Source organism: Staphylococcus sp. HMSC65H10 (assembly GCF_001839185.1).
Classification (GTDB): Bacteria; Bacillota; Bacilli; order Staphylococcales; family Staphylococcaceae; genus Staphylococcus; species Staphylococcus simulans.
Genome location: NZ_KV840310.1, coordinates 88137 through 105425, shown reverse-complemented (window position 1 = coordinate 105425; position 17289 = coordinate 88137). Strand labels below are relative to the sequence as shown.

Annotated in this window: 21 protein-coding genes and 1 pseudogene; 1 reads left to right on the top strand and 21 read right to left on the bottom strand. The window is 34.3% G+C overall.

Going from position 1 to position 17289, the window contains the following annotated elements; translation table 11 throughout:
• The first annotated feature begins 188 nt into the window (after positions 1–188).
• The gene (locus HMPREF3270_RS01940) at positions 189–875 is read left to right on the top strand and encodes a DUF1129 family protein (protein WP_002481466.1); all 687 of its coding nucleotides are present in this window, start codon (positions 189–191) and stop codon (positions 873–875) included.
• Positions 876–952: 77 nt separating this feature from the next.
• Here HMPREF3270_RS01940 and HMPREF3270_RS01935 read toward each other — a convergent pair whose 3' ends face one another.
• The 21 genes and pseudogenes from HMPREF3270_RS01935 to HMPREF3270_RS01835 all read right to left on the bottom strand — a co-directional run bounded on the left by HMPREF3270_RS01935 (position 953) and on the right by HMPREF3270_RS01835 (position 17232).
• Entirely contained in the window at positions 953–1441 is a 489-nt protein-coding gene (locus tag HMPREF3270_RS01935) for a DUF456 domain-containing protein (protein ID WP_070848300.1), read from the bottom strand.
• Positions 1442–1455: 14 nt separating this feature from the next.
• Positions 1456–2652: a sugar efflux transporter gene (locus tag HMPREF3270_RS01930; protein WP_070848301.1), complete on the bottom strand. Its 1197-nt coding sequence runs from the start codon at positions 2650–2652 to the stop codon at positions 1456–1458.
• 185 nt (positions 2653–2837) lie between these two features.
• Positions 2838–3707 (bottom strand): LysR family transcriptional regulator, encoded by an 870-nt coding sequence (locus HMPREF3270_RS01925; protein ID WP_070848302.1) that lies wholly within the window; start codon positions 3705–3707, stop codon positions 2838–2840.
• A 132-nt stretch (positions 3708–3839) separates the two neighbouring features.
• A complete protein-coding gene (locus HMPREF3270_RS01920; protein ID WP_002481462.1) occupies positions 3840–4412 on the bottom strand; it encodes a ribonuclease FAU-1 family protein in 573 nt (190 codons plus the stop codon).
• Between the two features lie 237 nt (positions 4413–4649).
• Entirely contained in the window at positions 4650–5036 is a 387-nt protein-coding gene (gene gvpU, locus HMPREF3270_RS01915) for a gas vesicle accessory protein GvpU (RefSeq protein ID WP_002481461.1), read from the bottom strand.
• A 21-nt stretch (positions 5037–5057) separates the two neighbouring features.
• Positions 5058–7265: a YtxH domain-containing protein gene (locus HMPREF3270_RS01910; protein WP_070867152.1), complete on the bottom strand. Its 2208-nt coding sequence runs from the start codon at positions 7263–7265 to the stop codon at positions 5058–5060.
• 97 nt (positions 7266–7362) lie between these two features.
• Positions 7363–7677, bottom strand: a pseudogene (locus tag HMPREF3270_RS01905) (gas vesicle protein); the annotation flags it as partial.
• 40 nt (positions 7678–7717) lie between these two features.
• Entirely contained in the window at positions 7718–8002 is a 285-nt protein-coding gene (locus HMPREF3270_RS01900) for a gas vesicle protein K (protein WP_002481458.1), read from the bottom strand.
• On the bottom strand, positions 7986–8249 hold the full coding sequence (locus HMPREF3270_RS01895; protein ID WP_002481457.1) for a gas vesicle protein: 264 nt from the start codon (positions 8247–8249) through the stop codon (positions 7986–7988). Before HMPREF3270_RS01895 ends, HMPREF3270_RS01900 begins: the two co-directional genes overlap by 17 nt.
• A 17-nt stretch (positions 8250–8266) precedes the next feature.
• Complete coding sequence (locus HMPREF3270_RS01890; protein ID WP_002481456.1) at positions 8267–9076, bottom strand: GvpL/GvpF family gas vesicle protein; 810 nt, start codon at positions 9074–9076, stop codon at positions 8267–8269.
• Between the two features lie 3 nt (positions 9077–9079).
• Entirely contained in the window at positions 9080–9307 is a 228-nt protein-coding gene (locus tag HMPREF3270_RS01885; protein ID WP_256324325.1) for a gas vesicle protein GvpG, read from the bottom strand.
• Between the two features lie 28 nt (positions 9308–9335).
• Positions 9336–10100, bottom strand: a complete 765-nt coding sequence (locus HMPREF3270_RS01880; protein ID WP_070724559.1) for a GvpL/GvpF family gas vesicle protein — start codon at positions 10098–10100, stop codon at positions 9336–9338.
• 57 nt (positions 10101–10157) lie between these two features.
• Positions 10158–10427: a gas vesicle protein GvpO gene (gene gvpO / locus HMPREF3270_RS01875; protein WP_002481453.1), complete on the bottom strand. Its 270-nt coding sequence runs from the start codon at positions 10425–10427 to the stop codon at positions 10158–10160.
• A gap of 75 nt (positions 10428–10502) precedes the next feature.
• Positions 10503–10853: a gas vesicle protein GvpJ gene (gene gvpJ, locus HMPREF3270_RS14160; RefSeq protein WP_002481452.1), complete on the bottom strand. Its 351-nt coding sequence runs from the start codon at positions 10851–10853 to the stop codon at positions 10503–10505.
• A 60-nt stretch (positions 10854–10913) separates the two neighbouring features.
• Positions 10914–11402, bottom strand: coding sequence for a gas vesicle protein GvpQ (gene gvpQ / locus HMPREF3270_RS01865; protein WP_002481451.1), 489 nt, complete (start codon positions 11400–11402; stop codon positions 10914–10916).
• 391 nt (positions 11403–11793) lie between these two features.
• A complete protein-coding gene (locus HMPREF3270_RS01860) occupies positions 11794–12246 on the bottom strand; it encodes a hypothetical protein (RefSeq protein ID WP_057510176.1) in 453 nt (150 codons plus the stop codon).
• Between the two features lie 29 nt (positions 12247–12275).
• Positions 12276–12755 (bottom strand): hypothetical protein, encoded by a 480-nt coding sequence (locus HMPREF3270_RS01855; protein ID WP_070848308.1) that lies wholly within the window; start codon positions 12753–12755, stop codon positions 12276–12278.
• A gap of 383 nt (positions 12756–13138) precedes the next feature.
• Entirely contained in the window at positions 13139–13630 is a 492-nt protein-coding gene (locus HMPREF3270_RS01850; RefSeq protein WP_070848309.1) for a cupin domain-containing protein, read from the bottom strand.
• Between the two features lie 3 nt (positions 13631–13633).
• Positions 13634–14350, bottom strand: a complete 717-nt coding sequence (locus HMPREF3270_RS01845; RefSeq protein WP_057510173.1) for a YebC/PmpR family DNA-binding transcriptional regulator — start codon at positions 14348–14350, stop codon at positions 13634–13636.
• A 195-nt stretch (positions 14351–14545) separates the two neighbouring features.
• Positions 14546–14902, bottom strand: coding sequence for a transcriptional regulator, SarA/Rot family (locus HMPREF3270_RS01840; RefSeq protein WP_002481446.1), 357 nt, complete (start codon positions 14900–14902; stop codon positions 14546–14548).
• Between the two features lie 155 nt (positions 14903–15057).
• The gene (locus HMPREF3270_RS01835) at positions 15058–17232 is read right to left on the bottom strand and encodes a helix-turn-helix domain-containing protein (RefSeq protein ID WP_070848310.1); all 2175 of its coding nucleotides are present in this window, start codon (positions 17230–17232) and stop codon (positions 15058–15060) included.
• Between the last annotated feature and the right edge of the window lie 57 nt (positions 17233–17289).

Here is a 17289-nt window from a genome sequence, read left to right as displayed (position 1 = left end):
TTACCATGAATCCAACGCCTATGTAACGTCAATTTGCTATGTATATTTTACCATGTATCCGGCTTCGCTCATAGTTTCCACGCATACACTAAAAAAAGAAAGCGAGATATTGCTTCAATCATTGATTTATGCGCGCAATTTAGTCATAATATGCTTGATTGTATAATATGAATCGGAGGGCAAAAGCAATGGCTAAATCTACAGAACAATTGATGCGCGAAAATAACGTAAAAGCGTTGCATCTTAATAATACAGACCGCGAAATTTTCGAAAGCTATATGACTTATATTCGTGCTGATTTACGCGTCAACCCTCATGATTCTGAATTAATGTTGAATCGTATTTTAAAAGAACTGCTAAAATCAGAAAACCAGGGTATGTTAGCCATGGATTTCTTTGATCATAATCCTCGTGCGCATGCGAAAGAAACGATTAAAAAACTAAAAAACGAAACGGTACAAAATATTTTCAAATATATTTGGCATCACATTTTGTTTTTACTTGGTATTTTTGCGTTCTTCAAAGGATTTATAGGCTTCTTCATAGGCGAAAAACCTATCTATTATTTCACATTCCCAATCATCGTATTAATGGGATTATTTATCATCTTTTTATTCGTATGGTGGATTTTTAAAACGGTACAAATACAAGCTTTCAATAAGTCTAACTGGGTTTGGCTTTTAACTTATGCGGTTATTTTCGGCTTAATTGCGCTGTTATTTTATGTCTTATATATCCCGCAATCTTACCTTACATTTGGTCCGTCCATCCATATTGGTAATTGGACATTTATTATTGTCTCATTCATCATCACGCCAATTGCGTTTTATGTCGACCATCATTTTGTGAAGAAAAACAGCAATACTTATTTATGATAAATTAAAAAACAGTCTCAAAAGCAGGATTATCTTTGCTTTTGAGGCTGTTAGTGTTTGCACTATTTCTCAATAATTTAGTTAATTAAAATTGCTAAGAAGAACCAAATGACCATAATGATCATGACCATGGCTTGAGCTGCAGTGCTTGCTAAAAAGCCGACAACTGAACCAAAACTGGCTTTAAGTGCAGTCATTGGGTCACGTCTTAATACCATTTCTACAATAAACACTGCGATTAACGGAACTAAAATAATACCGAATGGTGGGAAAACAAAACAACCGACAATCACACCGATTAAAGCTGTGATTTCCCCTGCTTTAGAACCGCCAAAGCGTCTAGTGAAGTATTGGCTCATCATCAGATCAGCCACAAAAATAAAGATTGTTAAAATAATCATTGAGATATAAAAGACCCAAGATAATTTTCCGTTATGAAAACCGATTTGATAAATTAAAAATCCAATCCACATCATTGGCATTGATGGGATAACAGGTTTAATCAAACCAATAAATGCGGTAACGAAACACGCAATAATCAATAGCCATAAAATTGTTGTTAGCATGGTAAACCTCTTTCTTATTCAATAAATTTCTGCTCTCTCGTAAAGAAGATTAAAATCATTCCTAATGCTAAAGAAGCAGCGGATACATAGAATACATTCCCTAATCCTACGATTTGACTCATCACACCGCCAAGTAAATTCCCACATAGTTGACCTATTACAAGCGCATTCGCAAAGAGTGTTGAAGAATAACCCGGGAAATCAGGCAGGATGTCTTGGAAGTAACTGATACCAATCCCTAATAATACCGCTAAAAACATTGCTAAAAAGACTTGCCCAAGCATCATCATATAAATGTTATCAAACACTCCGATACTGAAGAAGAAGAGTGCACCAAACAATGCGCCGAATATCAATAAGGTTCTTGTTTCAAGTTTCGCAGACAAAACACCTAGTATAATCATAAATGGCACTTCTAATCCTGCACACAAGCTCGCAAGCACTCCGACATAGTCTTCACTCTCATGAAGATAATTCGTCACAAATAGAGGCATATTAAGCGTGTACATCCACTGTCCAATATGCAGTAAGATAAATGCAACAAATGGTACGATTAATTTCTTGTGTGTCAACATACTTGGGGCTTTACGCTCGATATGTGTACCCTCTTCAATCGGGCGATTCGTTTTCACTTCTTTAAAGAAGAAGACTTGAAGTAACAGTGTAAATAATAAAATAACTACTGTACCGCCGAACAAACCGGCATAGCCCATACTTTTATTTAACAAAGCTCCGATTAACGGACCAAATAAAAACCCGAACGAGAACATAGAACGTAATACTGTATTAGCAAATTTTGCACGACCGCGTGAAGAGGATGCATTAATAGATTCACGAGCTGAAGCATAAAGTTGAGGCATTGCAGGTGCGAACAAACCTTGGAACAAAGCATATAACGCAATATACAGCCAGATTGTATGAACATAGAAGTAAATACCGAAACTCATTGCGCCCATAAACAGCGCACCGATAATTAAGACTTTACGGTTTACATTCCCTCTGTCAGAAAAACGTGCCACAATGGTATTAACAGTAAACTGACTGATTGCGGCTAGTGCTAATAAGACACCGAACTGAGTAGTTGTCATACCAAGTTCATTTGTCGCAAATAAAACAAGATAAGGAATCGTAATCGCAATCCCCATACCGACCAGCATCATATTAACTACGAATAATTTATAATTTTTAATGTGCAGTAACGCTGCAAACATAGTCTAACCTCTCTTAAAACTTATTTAGATAATCTCTAGTTTAATCAATTTTCTTACCTTTTGGAATAGATGTACAAAGATTTCCATTAAAACAGCATATAATTTCAAAAAGCAGCGTTTCTATATAGAAATCTTCACACAAGAGAAAAAGACACCCTAGCTAGGATGTCTTATTTACACATCAGTTAATTCTGCGGAGCTTTCGCAATATCATTTACGACTAATTCTACAAATGATTCCACTTGTGGCAATTGCAACATACTAGAATCGTAACTTAGATAGGTTGAACGCACTAACGGATGTGTTTCTATATCAACTTGCTCAAAGTCAAAGCGTTCTGTGTCTAAATCTTTTACCATAATTTCTGGTAATACAGTTACACCTACACCGCCGACTAACATTTCTTTACAAGTCGCAACTTGGTCTACGGATATCATCGCATGATAATCACGTCCTAAATTACGACCATACCATTCTTTAATCTGATTAATATAAATCGGATCAGCTTGAAACTCAATAAACGGCAGTTCTGGTGCTTTATCTCTTTGACCCTTAGGATAAATAAAATAATGTTTATCATTAAACAAATACTGATTGTTCAAATTCAAAATCTTGCTTCCACGGATAATCATCACGTGATAATCACGATGATGTGCTTTTATATGATCAGTAGAACCTACTTTTACTTGAATTTCAACATTGGGGTATTGATCGTTATAATGACTAAGTATTTGGGTTAATAAAGTTTGGCCGATTAAAGAAGAGCACCCTATAGAGATAGTGCCATTTACTTCGCCCATATGTGCTTGCATTTTATCAAAAAATAAACGCTCGCGCTTCAACATGTCGCGCGCATGTTCAATAACCATTGCACCTTCAGTTGTAGTGATCAACTGCTTCTTAGTACGAATAAAAATATCAACGCCGAAGGCACTTTCTATGGCCTTTAATCGTTGTGTTACAGCAGGTTGAGAAATATAAAGAATTTCAGCTGCTTTACGCAATGTACGTGTTTCATCTAACGTGATTAACAAACGGTAATCCTCAATCTTCACGTTTTATCCTCCTACTTCCTTCAATCCTTTTCTACTATGAAATAAAAACCATGCGGCAGTCTTATGACAGCGACAGCATGGTACCTTTCATACAAACACTCTTTCACACTGTGTGCTGGGTTCTCCTGACTGTTATCCTCGGTGATGATGCGTCGTATGTTTATCGTTTAAATACTTATGTTTAATCTTATTATAGCAATACATGATATTTTCTTGCATACTTGGAAAATCATGATCAATCTTCATCATTAACTGATGTGCAATGATGTATGCTTCGTGATATTGTTTCTTCGAAATTTGTTTTGTTTCTAATGCTCGTAATAAATCATCCTCGTCAACCAACTCATATTCTCCATTAGGCAATACAATAACATCTAAGCATAAATCTACTGTGCGTGCTTTACCTTTTTGCGTGATATTTTTAATATTGATATCAAAATAATATTCAAGTGGGTTGCCTTTTTCATCTAGCATCACTGTTATACTGTAACGTTTCTTATCCGGTACAATTTGAAGCCATTGATAGTTATCATCTGCGACTATCATGGTTTTACCGACGACAGAAACTTTTAAAGGTTCCTTTACTTTCTTCATTGTGATTAAGCCAATGATTCCTTTGAATTTATTATTATTCACCTTAACTTCAGTATAATCTCTTTCAATCAGACGACGCCAGTGACGTTTGTCGATGTATTTTACTTTCACTGTCACCAACTCCTTGACATTATTATATAAAACTGTCACATACATGTCACTCAATGTTTGATATTATCAAAAGTATTACACAAATTAAAAGCTCTTTTTACAAGTTGTACACATAACAATGGAGTCCTGTAAGTAAAACAGAAATAGCTTACAACAATAGAAAGGACCGTACTTTCAGCTGATAAGTACGGTCCCTCGTTTTATATCACACTATTTATTCAGTGCTTATATTAAGTTTTAATTACTTTTAATTTTTCCTAAAAAGAAACTGTTTACTTCGCTTAATTTACCTCTCCAAATCAACTTACCACTTGAAGGTGTAGGTTTATTCTCACTGATAAATATACTTGTATCTTTTAAGTGAATATAATTGATTTCATCGTTATCACTTTCAGCGGCATAGTCACCAGCTTCATCTAAGTCTTCGCTAAATTGTTTAGACGTTGCATTGCCGCCTTTAAATGATTTGCTTAATGTTTTAAAGTATTCTTTCGCTGAAATCAATGTACCAGTCACAATGGCACCGTCGACTAATAACGAAATATCTAGAGTAAAGTCGTCTTCGTTTGCGGCTTTTACAAATGATTCAAGAATATCATCTTTAGATGTTTGTTTGTTACTCATTATATCATTCCTCTCGTTTAATTATCTGTCACCTGTGTCATCATGACTTTCTATCCACGTTCCAGCTTTTTCTTCAGACGTTTCTTCTTGCTTCTTAGTGGTCTGTGTTTTTTCTTTTTGCCTAGAAGAGGTTTCTTCTTGTTCTTCTTGAAGTTTTTCTTCAGGTTCTTTTTCATCTTGTTGATTTGTTTTAGTTTCTTGTCTTTCATTTTCTTCAATTTCTTCTGATTGTTCGTCATCACTATCATCCTTTTTGAACAGGCTTGCCGTTGATGTTTTCAAGCCTTTGAGTTTTGCTCTGGCAACTTGGTTGAATTGAGTGCCTTTTTCTTTTGAACCCTTCTCTTCCTCGTTGTCTTCATCTTTAGTTTGTTCAGGTTCAGTTGGCATCTTTGAGTTTTTAGATTCCCCCGTTGCCTTTTCTTTACTATCATTTTTTTCGCTTTCATCATCTTCGTCAGATTGATTATCTGGTTTAGAATTATCTGCTTTTTTCTTTGATGTAGATTTCTTAGGCTGTTTTGTTTTCGAATTAGACTCTTCATCTTTTGAATCCTCAGAATCAAGCTTTACATTATCTGCTTTTTTAGACTCATCTGATTTAGTTGAATCTTCCTCAGCTTCGTCTTCGGATTCCTCATCGTCTGAATTACTATCTTCTTCGGATTCATTTTTCTCATCTGAAGCTTCATCTTTATCATCAGAAGTGTCATCAACTTTAGAATCTTCAACTTGATTTTTGGACTCTTCAGCCTCATCGTCTGATTCTTCTTCTGATTGATCAGATTCATCTGTTTCTGATGTCTCATCATCTGATTCTGGTTCAGACTCTTCTTCTGATTCGGGTTTTTCAGAAGTTTTTCCGGCTGATGCTTTTGATGTTTTCTCATCCGCTTCAGGTTCTTCTAATGCGTCCTCGTCTTTTGAAGTGTCTTCTTTGGACTCTTCAGCTGCGTCGTCGGATTCTTCTTCTGATTCGTCAGGTTCATCTGCTTCTGATGTGTCATCTTCTGATACTAATTCTGTCTCATCTTCCGGCTCAGATTTTTTTGATGCTTTTTTATCCGCACTAGTTTCTTCGGATTCTTCTTCATCTTTCGATGTCTCATCTTCTTCAGAATCTTCTACATCATCATCTTCGGATTTAGCTTCAGAATCATCTTCTTTTTTAGTTTTTGCTTTATTTTTCTTAGTTGCTTTTTTGTCTTGTTTTTCTTTTTCTTCGTCTTCATCGTCATCATCTGATGCTTGTTCTTCTTCATATTCATTTTTCTTTGATTTACGTGATTTTAACTTGCTGAAGATGTTCTTTTTCTTCTTCTTACCTTCAGGTTTGTCGCTATCTTCTTCGGATTCTTCTTCAGAATTATCTTCGGATTCATCAGTGTCTTCATCATTCTCAGATTCTTCATCATCCGACTCTTTTTCATCAGATTTATGCGATTTGAATCTATCGAAGAATTTCTTTTTCTTCTCGCCTTCAGGTTTATCGTTGTCTTCCTCTGTTGAATCATCTTCTTCATCTTCTTCGTTGTCTTCTGTATCTTCTTCCTCATCTTCTGATTCATCTGTTTCCTCATCAGATTCAGAATCATCGTCATCTTCTTTTGACTTAGATTTTTTTGATGCTTTTTTATCCTGGTCATCGTTCTCTTCATCTTCATCATCTTCTGAGTCTTCATCATCATCTGACTCTTCTTTATCAGATTTATGCGATTTGAATCTATCGAAGAATTTCTTTTTCTTCTTACCTTTAGGCTTATCGCTGTCTTCGTCTGCTGAATCATCTTCTTCAGTTTCTTCGTTGTCTTCTGTATCTTCTACTTCCTCTGTTTCAGATTCATCAGTGTCATTTTCATCGTTGTCTTGATCGTTTTGATTTTCTTCATTTTCTCGATCATCTTCACCTTGAACTAATACTGTTGTGTTTTCTTCTTTGTCTTCATCTTCTTGAATGTCGTGTGATTTTTCTTCGTCGGGTGCTTTTTTTTTGAAAGGATTGTTAGGGGAAGGTGTTAAGCTGCTTATTTTTTTCTTAGTTGTATGACCAAATTCTTTGGCAGTCCCTTTTAATACAATTTTACTTAATTCTTTTACGATTTTCTTACGGCTCTTAGGAGCCGTAAGATAACCGAAAGAAGCCCCTACTAATCCGCCAGCTATGGTTTTGGTTAAGTTAATTTCACGCTTTTGATTCTTTTTTTGTTTTTTTCTAGATTTTTTACTCATCCTTATCCTCTCCATCTAATTGCTTATCGGATGCCTTTTTGGTTGAAGCATTTTTAGCTGTAGACTTCTCTGTTGAAGGTGCTTCATTTTGTTCGTTGAGTTTATTTTCTAAAGCTTCAACTTTCTTTTGTAGTTCTTTGTTTTCAGCTTCAGCATTTTGTTGTTCTGCAATTTTCATGTCTGTAGCTCTAGATGTGAGATACGGATCTGTTTCCCACCAATCTAAGCCCATTTCTTTAGCCTTATCAACTGAAGCTACGATTAAACGAATTTTGATGGTCAATAATTCGACATCTGCGATGCCGACTCTGATATCTCGGGCGATTACGACACCTTTATCTAATACTTTCTCTAATACATCTACTAAGTTACTAGAACCGTTTGAAGCAGGAGGCAGTTGTTCATTTGCCATAACTTATTCTCACTCCCTTAATCAAATTCATAACGAACTGTTACATAAGTCTTCCTAAAGGACCTAAGTCGATGTTTAAATCTTCATCGTCTAGTCCAAATACGTCTTTCAGTTCTTCCATTTTTTCTTCTAAATCCATTAAGGCAACACCTAACTCTTCGATTTGTTCGTCAGTCAGTGTTCCGCCTTCTACACGTCTGATGGCATGGCGTTCTACAATTTGTCTCAATAACTCAATTACTGTCATTACTAATTGCGCTAATCCATCTTCTGCATTATCTTGGCCTAAGTTGATACGTGAGCTATTATTATTCATCTGTGGCATCTAGAAGTTCCCTCCTTTGTTCATCAAATGCTTCGGAAGTAATATCATGTCGACGATTGCCCATAGAAGACTGTACTAATGTTTCTACTGAAGAAATCAAAACACGTAAGTCTAAATAGACTAAGTCTATATTGGCAATCGAAATGATTAAATCTCCTCTGATCGCAACACCTTTATCGAGAATGACATCTAAAATATCAATGAGACCGACTTCTTTGTTTTCGATAGTTTCTCTTGTCGACGGCATCTCTATCCACCTCCATATTAGTTAAAGCTAGAAAAATGGTAGGCAGGCCAAGGTCCAGCGACTTCTATATGCCATCCTTCTTCTGGTAATTCATTTTTAGTGTCATCAATGACTTCAAGAAAATCATTTACCTTTTCATTAGGTACAAGATAGACACTGTTATATACCATTTCTTCTTCTAAACCTGTTACATCTCTGCCCCAATTCTTTTTAATTGAGAAATCAACAGCTAATGCTTTGAGGTTTTGATGTAAGTCTTCGCTGACTCGGTCTTTTTCATTTTCTAACTCTTTATCAACGATACTGTCAATTTTCTTTTCCGCAAAGAAACGACGACCGCGTGGTAAGTCTTTGATTTCTTCACGTTTTTCTTCAACAGCTTTATTATTTTTGCTGACTTCTTTGCGAAGTTTCTTATCGTTTGTATAAATTTTAACTGTCCATTCTTCTTTATCTTCTAGGAAATTGAAAGTGGCAGTAATTTTTTCGCTATAACCTTGAATTGTTGATTTCAAACTGTCTTTTGTTTTGTAAATCGTACAGAACTTCAATGGAACTAAAGTAAAGTTTTGATAAAGTGTTTCAATCGTTTCATGATGATGAACAGCTTTCTTCTGTAGCCATTCCATATCATTATCGATTTTATCTTCGATTACTTCTTCTGAATATTCATTCCCATCTAAATCACATACAATTGCTGTGATTTTATCATCAACAGGAACTGTATATAAGCTGCCTTCACCATCAAAACCAGTTAGGGAAGGAAGGTCTTGGTTTTCTAGTTCCGCTTCTGGAACAAGTGCATATAAATATAACAAGTTTTCCATTCGCTATTCATCTTCCTTTTGTTGTATCATTGCTTCTGCTTCATCAATTTCTTTTTGTTTAGCAGTTTCATAACGTGCTAATAATTGTTCTTCTTTTTCTTTGTATTCGTCTTCTGGTATCTCACCTAGTTCTTCTTGCATTTGTAATTGAATTAATTTCTTTTCAATTGTCGGAAGGTCATAAAGTTCTTTGTCTGCTTCATCTTTGACTTGTTCTGCAATTTTTTTCAATAACTTAAGTGAGCCATATACTATCATTTTATGATCCCTCGATATTAAGACGGATATTCACAAAGTTGTAAGCGGCCCATGGACCTGTGTACTTGAACTCTACTTTGTCTTCCCATTTTTCATAGAGTTTATTTACTAAATCATCAAAGGCTTGATCATTTTTCTCATCAACTAAAAATGCTGCATTTAATAGCATTTTCTCGCTTTGAGGTTCATTCGATTTAGCAGATGCACTCAACTCTGCGAGCGGTTCATAAATATCCGCTTCTATTTTATTAGATAATTGCTTGAAAACATCTTGTGTCGCAGAACCCAGTTGAATACGTTCATAGTAGCCTGCATCTTCTGATTTGCTGCGTACTGATTTTGCCATTTCCTGTAATTTAGGGTCGTCATTCACTACTGACTCTAACCACTCTTGTTTGCCAATGACTTTTAGTCCTAATTCAAATTTTCCTTTGATTTCAGGGAATAACGTTTCAAATTGCGGGTACAATTTTTCAAGTAAAGCTTTAACATCGTCTTTAGACTTAAATACGTTACCGAAACTGATAGGAATCACTGCATCTTTTTCTTTCATAACAGTCGCCACAACATTTTGGTGCATCATTAAATTATCTTTCTTCGGTGCATAAATCTTCATCGGAACTTCTGCAGCAACAATAGCTGCATCTTTATATCTGATTGTGAACAACTCACGATTTTCACCTTCTACTTCAACAGTTCCGAAATCGTCGTTTTGATCTGTCTGTGTTCCACAAAATATATAAATCCCTGTTTCTTCTTGTGCCATAAGCTTATCTCCTTTGAGTACCTAGTATTAGTGTCCTTTAATTAAAGCGTTTATTAATTAACTACCGTCTACTTTACTTCTGTAACGAATACCTTCACGTTTAAATGAAGTGACTTCGCCATCTTTATCTAATACAACGCTATACGTGCCAAGCATTTCATCTTTCGCGTAACGTTTCATATATTCTTTCTCTTCAATCACTTCAACTGTCGCAGTCCAACCTGATTCATCGCCTTCACGTTCTTCGATTGAAGTAATTTTGAAAGGCGGTGCTACATTTTCATTGAAGAATTCTCTAATTTTACTCATAAGTTCTTTGATCGTCATAATTATCCTCCATCAATCTTATATAGTAAGAGATGACGACAACATTCCGTCGCCGCCTCCCTTTTAATTTAAAAATTAAACACTATATTTTGATTTTTTCTTGTCGTCTGCTTCTTTTGTTTCTGCTTCTTCTGGTTCACTTTGTTGAGAAATTTGTTGCTGTTGGTTCGTATCTCCTGAAAGTTGTTCTTGTTGTTGGCCTGGTAAGCCTTCTTCTTCAACTTCATCACGCAGTAAGCCTACAGCTTCTGCATATCTTAACCAAGTATCTACGCTGGCAATTACGATTCTTGCTTCGATAGTTAAGATTTCGATACCTACTACTGAAACTCTAACGTAAGCATCAATAACGATACCTTTATCTAAAATTCTGTCGATTACTTCTGCTAAACTAGACGTATCTGCACTTCTTTGTACTGAACTCATAATGTTCAATCCCCTCTCAAATTGATATTGTTTTCATTCGTTAAACTTTTAATGTTTCTTTTAGTTGTCAATCAATGTTGATTTATTATCTTCTACTCCCTTAATGTCTGAGGCATGTTTAATGTCGTTGTAGCTTTTAATGTTAGAAATACCTTTGATGTTTTGAACGCTTTTGATGTCTTGAACACCTTTGATTTTTTTCTTGCTGTTACCGGACTCATCTTTGTTGATTTTTTCTTGGAATGCTTCCCCGGCTTCTTTGACTTGTCCTAATTTATCACGTGTCTTTAACAGGGCGCCTTGCATTTTGTCTGTTGCTTTATCTGCAACTTCAGGCACAACTTCTTGGTTTTTCTCTTTCACTTGTTGTAATTTGCCTGCTGCTTGATCTGCTTTATCTTGAACGCCTTCTGTTATTTTCTCTTCCATCATCTCGTGTGCTTTATCTTTTAATTTATCTTTTGCTTTATCTTCAATTTCGTCAGGAGTCTTTTCAATTGCTTTTTTTGCCACTGCACCAGCAGCTTTTTTCACCATTTTATTAGGCATTGTAGACCTCCTTTAAATTGATATTTTCTTTTTTGATAGAAACCACCTTTGACTTATCAATAAATAAAATAAATAAAGATGTCTAAGATGTTTTTCTGTACATTCTTATCGTTTGATTCAAAGGATGTCTGAATACCTTTAAATTATTTATTATTTTTAGTTGAATATTCGATTTAGTTGTAAAATCTATTTTCTTTCATGTTAATTACAGTACCACTTTAAATTTAAACTCAAACACAATTACAACTTTTGAAATATTCTCTTAATATACATTACAATCATTGTATTGACGTTTAACATCTTGAGGTTTTGAAAGTGCTTGTATTACTAGTTAAAAAAGGTGCCAGTTTTTTTAACTGTGCACCTTTTCGATTGAACGTTTAATCAAAGTTTATTTTTTACGGAAAAGAGATTTCTTACGTTTTTTTGATGTTGTATATTGATCTAATTTATCTTCTAAAAATTGTAAACGTTGTTGCAGTGTTTCATTTTCGGATTTCAATAACTGAAACTGTTTCTTATTTGGTTTCTTTTTACGTTTTTTACCTTTAGTATTTTTACTGAATAACCCAGCATTTTTCTTACCTTTTTTGCCTTTTTTCTTCTTATCATCACCAAAGATAGAGTCTTTTAAATCAGAAGCTTTATCTTTTAATGATGCATTTGAAGCATTCTTTTTAGTATAAAGTGCTTTTTTATCTTGCTTAGGTTTTAAGACATAACCAAGACCTGCACCGACTGCTCCCCCAGCCACTGTGCGGTATACGGGACTAGATGTCCATTTTTTCTTCTTAGGTTGTAACTTTTTAGTTTTTTCTGTCTGGTTTTTAATTTGTTTACTCATACTGTTTTCCCTCTACTTTCTTAATGTTTTTACAGTAATTCTTCAAAGCGATCTTCTAAACGACTGATAGCTTCTTTAAGCTGTTCATTTTCTTCTAATAACGCTTCGTAATATTCTTCTTCATCTAACTCTTCTTCATCTTCATCATCGTAAGCACCGTCTTCATCTTCTACGTATGCTTCTTCAAACTCTTCATCATCTTCATAATATTCTTCGTCTTCGTCCTCTTCATCGGGCTTTTGAAAAAAATCGCGGGTTTTATTTTCAATATTCATCGCGATGTAGGCTTTAATATTTTCTTCAGTAATTTCATAAACATCTGAAGCAATGTTTTGGAATAACTCTGATTCTTTTACACGGTGAATCATGTTTTGAGTGCCCTCTCGTCTATAGAACCAGCCGAAAGTTGCGCCGAACACACCGCCTACAATAGCATCAGCGACATGAATGTTTTTATTGCCCTTGTTTTTCTTCTTTTTAATATTTACGCCCTTTTTATACCTGCTCACGATAACACCCCTCTCTCTTTAATTGGTATTATTGTTTTTACCCTCAACTCTAATTTGCAAACAAATCATTTTTATATTCATTTATACTTTTTAGGTAAAACGTATTTGTATTTTATTTTAATTGATTGAGAATTAGTCTGTAAGATAAAAACTATTTACCAATAAAATCCTCTCCAATATTCGCTTTAAACATTTAAACTTCATCAATGCGAATAGATTAAATAGCTGATTCGTAAGACGTATTAAATTCTAGGTGTTACCCTAATATAAATTTCTGCTATAGTTAAAATATTTCGAGATACAAAAAAAGCACTTGTTTTAGCTTGGGCTCGTTCCCAAAATCTAAAGCAAGTGCCTGGTAAAACATAGATTCAATTTTAAAATCAATCAATAGTTTCTAGTGCATAGTGTTCAATCACTTCAATCAAATGAGGATACGCTTTTTTAAGTTCCGCTTGATCAAACATTTCAAAATGCTCAAACATGAAACCTGGTTGGCACATACATCCAACCAGCGCATAGCCTTTTTCATCTTTAATCGAAGATGCAAAAATTGTACCTGCAGACACAACGTGTTGTAGCACTTCACCCTTTGTTATATCGGGTCCAAGGTCTACCGCTTCATATTGACCATTAGGATAAATCATATGCACTGTTAAAGTATTACCATAGTGATAATACCAAATTTCATCTGCATCTATACGATGAAAATGTGAAATATTATCATCTGTTAATAAAAAGTAAATACTCGTATAAGTTGGACGTGCTTGTCCTTCTTCTTGGCGTTCAGCTTTAATAATTTCTTTATAATAGCCGCCTTCTGGATGCGGTAATAAATCTAATTGGCGCACCCATTCCGATACAGAATGTTCCATTACTTAATCCAAGTCCACGTTATGATAAACGTTTTGAACATCTTCTAAATCTTCTAACGCATCGATTAAGCCTTCTAAAATTGCTTTATCTTCATCTGATAATTGGATGTCATTTTGAGGTAACATTTCAAATTCAGCTACTTCGAATTCTTCAACGCCGCTTTCTTTTAAAGCTTCTTGTACTTGTGCAAATTGATCTGGTTCAGCATAAACGATAGTTAAATCACCGTCTTCGACAACATCTCGCACATCTAAATCTTTTTCCATTAAAACTTCTAAGATTTCATCTGCAGATTTGCCTTCAAATGCGAAAGTACCTGTATGTGTGAACATATATGATACTGAACCTGATACACCCATGTTACCGCCATTTTTACCGAAAGCAGCACGTACATCTGATGCAGTACGGTTAACATTATTAGTCAATGCATCAACAATCAGCATTGAACCGCTAGGACCAAACCCTTCATAACGTAATTCATCGTAGTTTTCATCATCATTACCTTTTGCTTTGTCAATCGCACGGTCGATGATGTTTTTCGGTACATTATACGTTTTTGCACGTTCAAGCACTAAACGTAATGCTTGGTTCGATTCTGGATCAGGTTCACCAGATTTCGCAGCTACATAAATTTCTTTACCGAATTTCGCATAAATACGACTTGTATTTTTATCTTTTTGGGCTTTTTTCTCTTTGATGTTATTCCATTTACGTCCCATACTTCCATCTCGCTTTCGCTCTCAATTTTTAACATCAACTATTATACATGATTTCACGCTTAATATATAGTTATTGAAAACCAAGTTCCCCTTTTGTGCATAATTACTTTGATTTCTCATAAAAAAACAGCCCAAAAACCGGGCTGTTCATCCACAATATTATATCTCTCTAGTATGGGGTGTTCAGATGTATTATCAACCTAAGAACTTATCAATGTCTTTAAGCATTTGATCAAGTTTTTCTATGTTTTTATCATCCATATAAATATAAACCTTACGTTCGTCAGACTCAGAACGGACTTTGCTGACACGGTCTTGATTGACTAGTTTACGAATGGATGCCAAAACTTTAGTTCGGCTAATTTCAAATGAATCTGTTGCAATCTTTAAAAAGGGCTGCATTAACATCTTTTCTTCGGTGCAATTCTCATGAACACAATTAAGTATTACAAAGTCATTCATGTTGATTTTATATGTTTCTTCAATGAAACGTGTCAAATCCATAAATTTTTTGTATTCATTGAGCAATTTCTCTAAGTTACTTTTTTTCAAAGTATACGCCTCCAGATTTTATATCGATATAATACATTAAGTATGAATATTAAAACTCTAAAAGTCTTTAGTGTTTCCCCACATTGTCTTTGCAATTTTCCTAAGTACGACAAATTGAATTGTATAAAATACAATTACCTTTTATAAACTTCAATCTATTTCGTTGTTTTATATAAAGAAATCAATTGCAATGAATTATATTCAACATCAACACTCAATGTGCCATTGTTAAAGTTGTGTTCAAATACATCAAACTTTGGATTATTGGCGTTTTTTATCTTACGTTTTAAATCTTTTGGCCATTTAAATGTAGGCATGATATTGGGTGAAATAATCTCCTTGATATTACCGTGTTTATAATCTGTTACTTCACGTGTTACCAAATAATTGTCTCTTAAACTTTTATCTTTAAAACCGATATAGAAACGATGACAACTTTGATTACCTTCATGTATTTCATTTTCAATAATACGCCAGTCATAGACGATAATACTGTAATGTTCATCCCCACGTGTCATGAGACAAGCATCATCTTCATAGAAATAAAACGTCTCAAATCCAGACAGTTGTCTATATAAAAAATACAGTGTGGTCTTGAAACCATTTGTATCAAAAAGAAATGCGATATTCGTATCAGTACGTTGATATAAATCCACGCCGATTCCAGATAAAATACTATAAAAGCGCATAAACATATACATCATTAATGGTGTGCTATCTAAGAGACTCATATCTTCATTCAATAATTTTCTATTCGGAACATTAAGCAGTATATATTTACGTTCTTCTAAATGAACCTGTTTCATAACTGACTGCAGCGTATTCAAATTGGCTAGTTGTTTCATCGGCATTTTTTTATAAGATTTTTCCAAATAAGGATGTTTCAACTTTTCATTATCAATAAAGAAATAATCAAAATTCACTCGTTTAATTGGGAGTTCTAATGCTTTAAATTTTTCAGGATCATTAAACAATTTAGTGACATCTAGGTTAAAATTAACATTAAACCCAATTTCTTTAATTCTCATTTTTTGTATATAGATGTCTTTCAACGATTGATTCTGCAAACTAAATGTTATCGAAATCTTAGATGTATCCTTTTTAAGATATGCATAGGCTTGATGATCTGTAAATGCACGTGACTGTAATAATTCATGTTTCACATAATCAATATCTTCTTTTGATTCAAGTTCAAAAGCTACCCTCGCATTGCTTTGATAGATAGTATCAAGCATAGCAACTAGTTCACTCGTGCTAAAATGTTGATGAATCGTTGGTATACTTGGATGGATTAAGAACATCACTTCATCATCGAAATCAAAGATTTCTTGATGCCTGTGATAAACCATCACTTCCTTCAATTCTTCAAGCGTGCGAATTTGAATCGTCATCACAAATGGACGTGTAGGAGAATAGATGGGATTATTATTATCTGCATAAATAATGTTCTCTTTATCTTCTGTCCAGTTCTTCAGTATGTCTTTGATTTTCTTTAAATATACTTTTTTACCTTGTTCACTGACTTCAGAATCTTGATCCTTTACTAAATAACAAAGGTCTTTACTCAGCTTAGATTTATGTCTGTAGTCATTAGGCGTTGTATCTAAATGACGTTTAAATTTCCGATAATAACCACTGAAATTACTGAAGCCTACTTCTTCAGAGATATCCAAAATTTTTCGGTCAGTCGTTACTAACATTTCTATAGAAAGTCCAATTCGTAATGTTTCAATGTAATTCCTGAAACCCATATTAAATATTTTATAAAAGGAAGAAGAGAGTGTTGTTGGAGAAATATAAACTTCTTTAGCTACTGTCTCTAAAGTTAGTTTCTCTCCAATATGTTCGTTGATATAATCTACGATTTTCTTTTCTCTATAATCTAGCGATGCAATTAACTGGTGTGACGTATGTTTGATTTCAACACTCGCCTCTTCAATTAAAATGTCGCATATCTCACTAATACATTTTTTAATCAGTTCTTCTGTTAAGGTTTCTTCAAGATACTTTTCCAATAAGATCAACATTGCTTTTTCAATTTTACTGTTCGACTGAACCATTTGAATATTAAAGCAATAATTAAAAAAAGCGAAATCCTTCTCAAGGAACCAATCACTCGCAACATAAACCATCATCATCTTTTTGTTTTTCGAAACTTGAAAAACTTCATTATGGTTGATGAGACAAACCGTGTTATTTACTGTTTCAACTTGAGCGGACCTTTGGATTTCTGCTGTATCGTTTACTGGCCAAAGTAATAACACTCCATCATAACAACGATTGGCTGGCAAATTTTCAGCTGCGTATAAATCGATAATACTACTTCTCATTTATATAACCTTTAATAAAATAAGCTGTTTTAAGTCGTAATGATACATCTCTCTTTA

Excerpts from the sequence above, each read along its gene's own strand:
- HMPREF3270_RS01940 (WP_002481466.1), top strand. The coding sequence starts at position 189 with ATGGCTAAATCTACAGAACAATTGATGCGCGAAAATAACGTAAAAGCG.
- HMPREF3270_RS01935 (WP_070848300.1), bottom strand. The coding sequence starts at position 1,441 with ATGCTAACAACAATTTTATGGCTATTGATTATTGCGTGTTTCGTTACC.
- HMPREF3270_RS01930 (WP_070848301.1), bottom strand. The coding sequence starts at position 2,652 with ATGTTTGCAGCGTTACTGCACATTAAAAATTATAAATTATTCGTAGTT.
- gvpU (WP_002481461.1), bottom strand. The coding sequence starts at position 5,036 with ATGAGTAACAAACAAACATCTAAAGATGATATTCTTGAATCATTTGTA.
- HMPREF3270_RS01910 (WP_070867152.1), bottom strand. The coding sequence starts at position 7,265 with ATGAGTAAAAAATCTAGAAAAAAACAAAAAAAGAATCAAAAGCGTGAA.
- HMPREF3270_RS01900 (WP_002481458.1), bottom strand. The coding sequence starts at position 8,002 with ATGCCACAGATGAATAATAATAGCTCACGTATCAACTTAGGCCAAGAT.
- HMPREF3270_RS01895 (WP_002481457.1), bottom strand. The coding sequence starts at position 8,249 with ATGCCGTCGACAAGAGAAACTATCGAAAACAAAGAAGTCGGTCTCATT.
- HMPREF3270_RS01890 (WP_002481456.1), bottom strand. The coding sequence starts at position 9,076 with ATGGAAAACTTGTTATATTTATATGCACTTGTTCCAGAAGCGGAACTA.
- HMPREF3270_RS01880 (WP_070724559.1), bottom strand. The coding sequence starts at position 10,100 with ATGGCACAAGAAGAAACAGGGATTTATATATTTTGTGGAACACAGACA.
- gvpO (WP_002481453.1), bottom strand. The coding sequence starts at position 10,427 with ATGACGATCAAAGAACTTATGAGTAAAATTAGAGAATTCTTCAATGAA.
- gvpJ (WP_002481452.1), bottom strand. The coding sequence starts at position 10,853 with ATGAGTTCAGTACAAAGAAGTGCAGATACGTCTAGTTTAGCAGAAGTA.
- gvpQ (WP_002481451.1), bottom strand. The coding sequence starts at position 11,402 with ATGCCTAATAAAATGGTGAAAAAAGCTGCTGGTGCAGTGGCAAAAAAA.
- HMPREF3270_RS01860 (WP_057510176.1), bottom strand. The coding sequence starts at position 12,246 with ATGAGTAAACAAATTAAAAACCAGACAGAAAAAACTAAAAAGTTACAA.
- HMPREF3270_RS01850 (WP_070848309.1), bottom strand. The coding sequence starts at position 13,630 with ATGGAACATTCTGTATCGGAATGGGTGCGCCAATTAGATTTATTACCG.
- HMPREF3270_RS01845 (WP_057510173.1), bottom strand. The coding sequence starts at position 14,350 with ATGGGACGTAAATGGAATAACATCAAAGAGAAAAAAGCCCAAAAAGAT.
- HMPREF3270_RS01835 (WP_070848310.1), bottom strand. The coding sequence starts at position 17,232 with ATGAGAAGTAGTATTATCGATTTATACGCAGCTGAAAATTTGCCAGCC.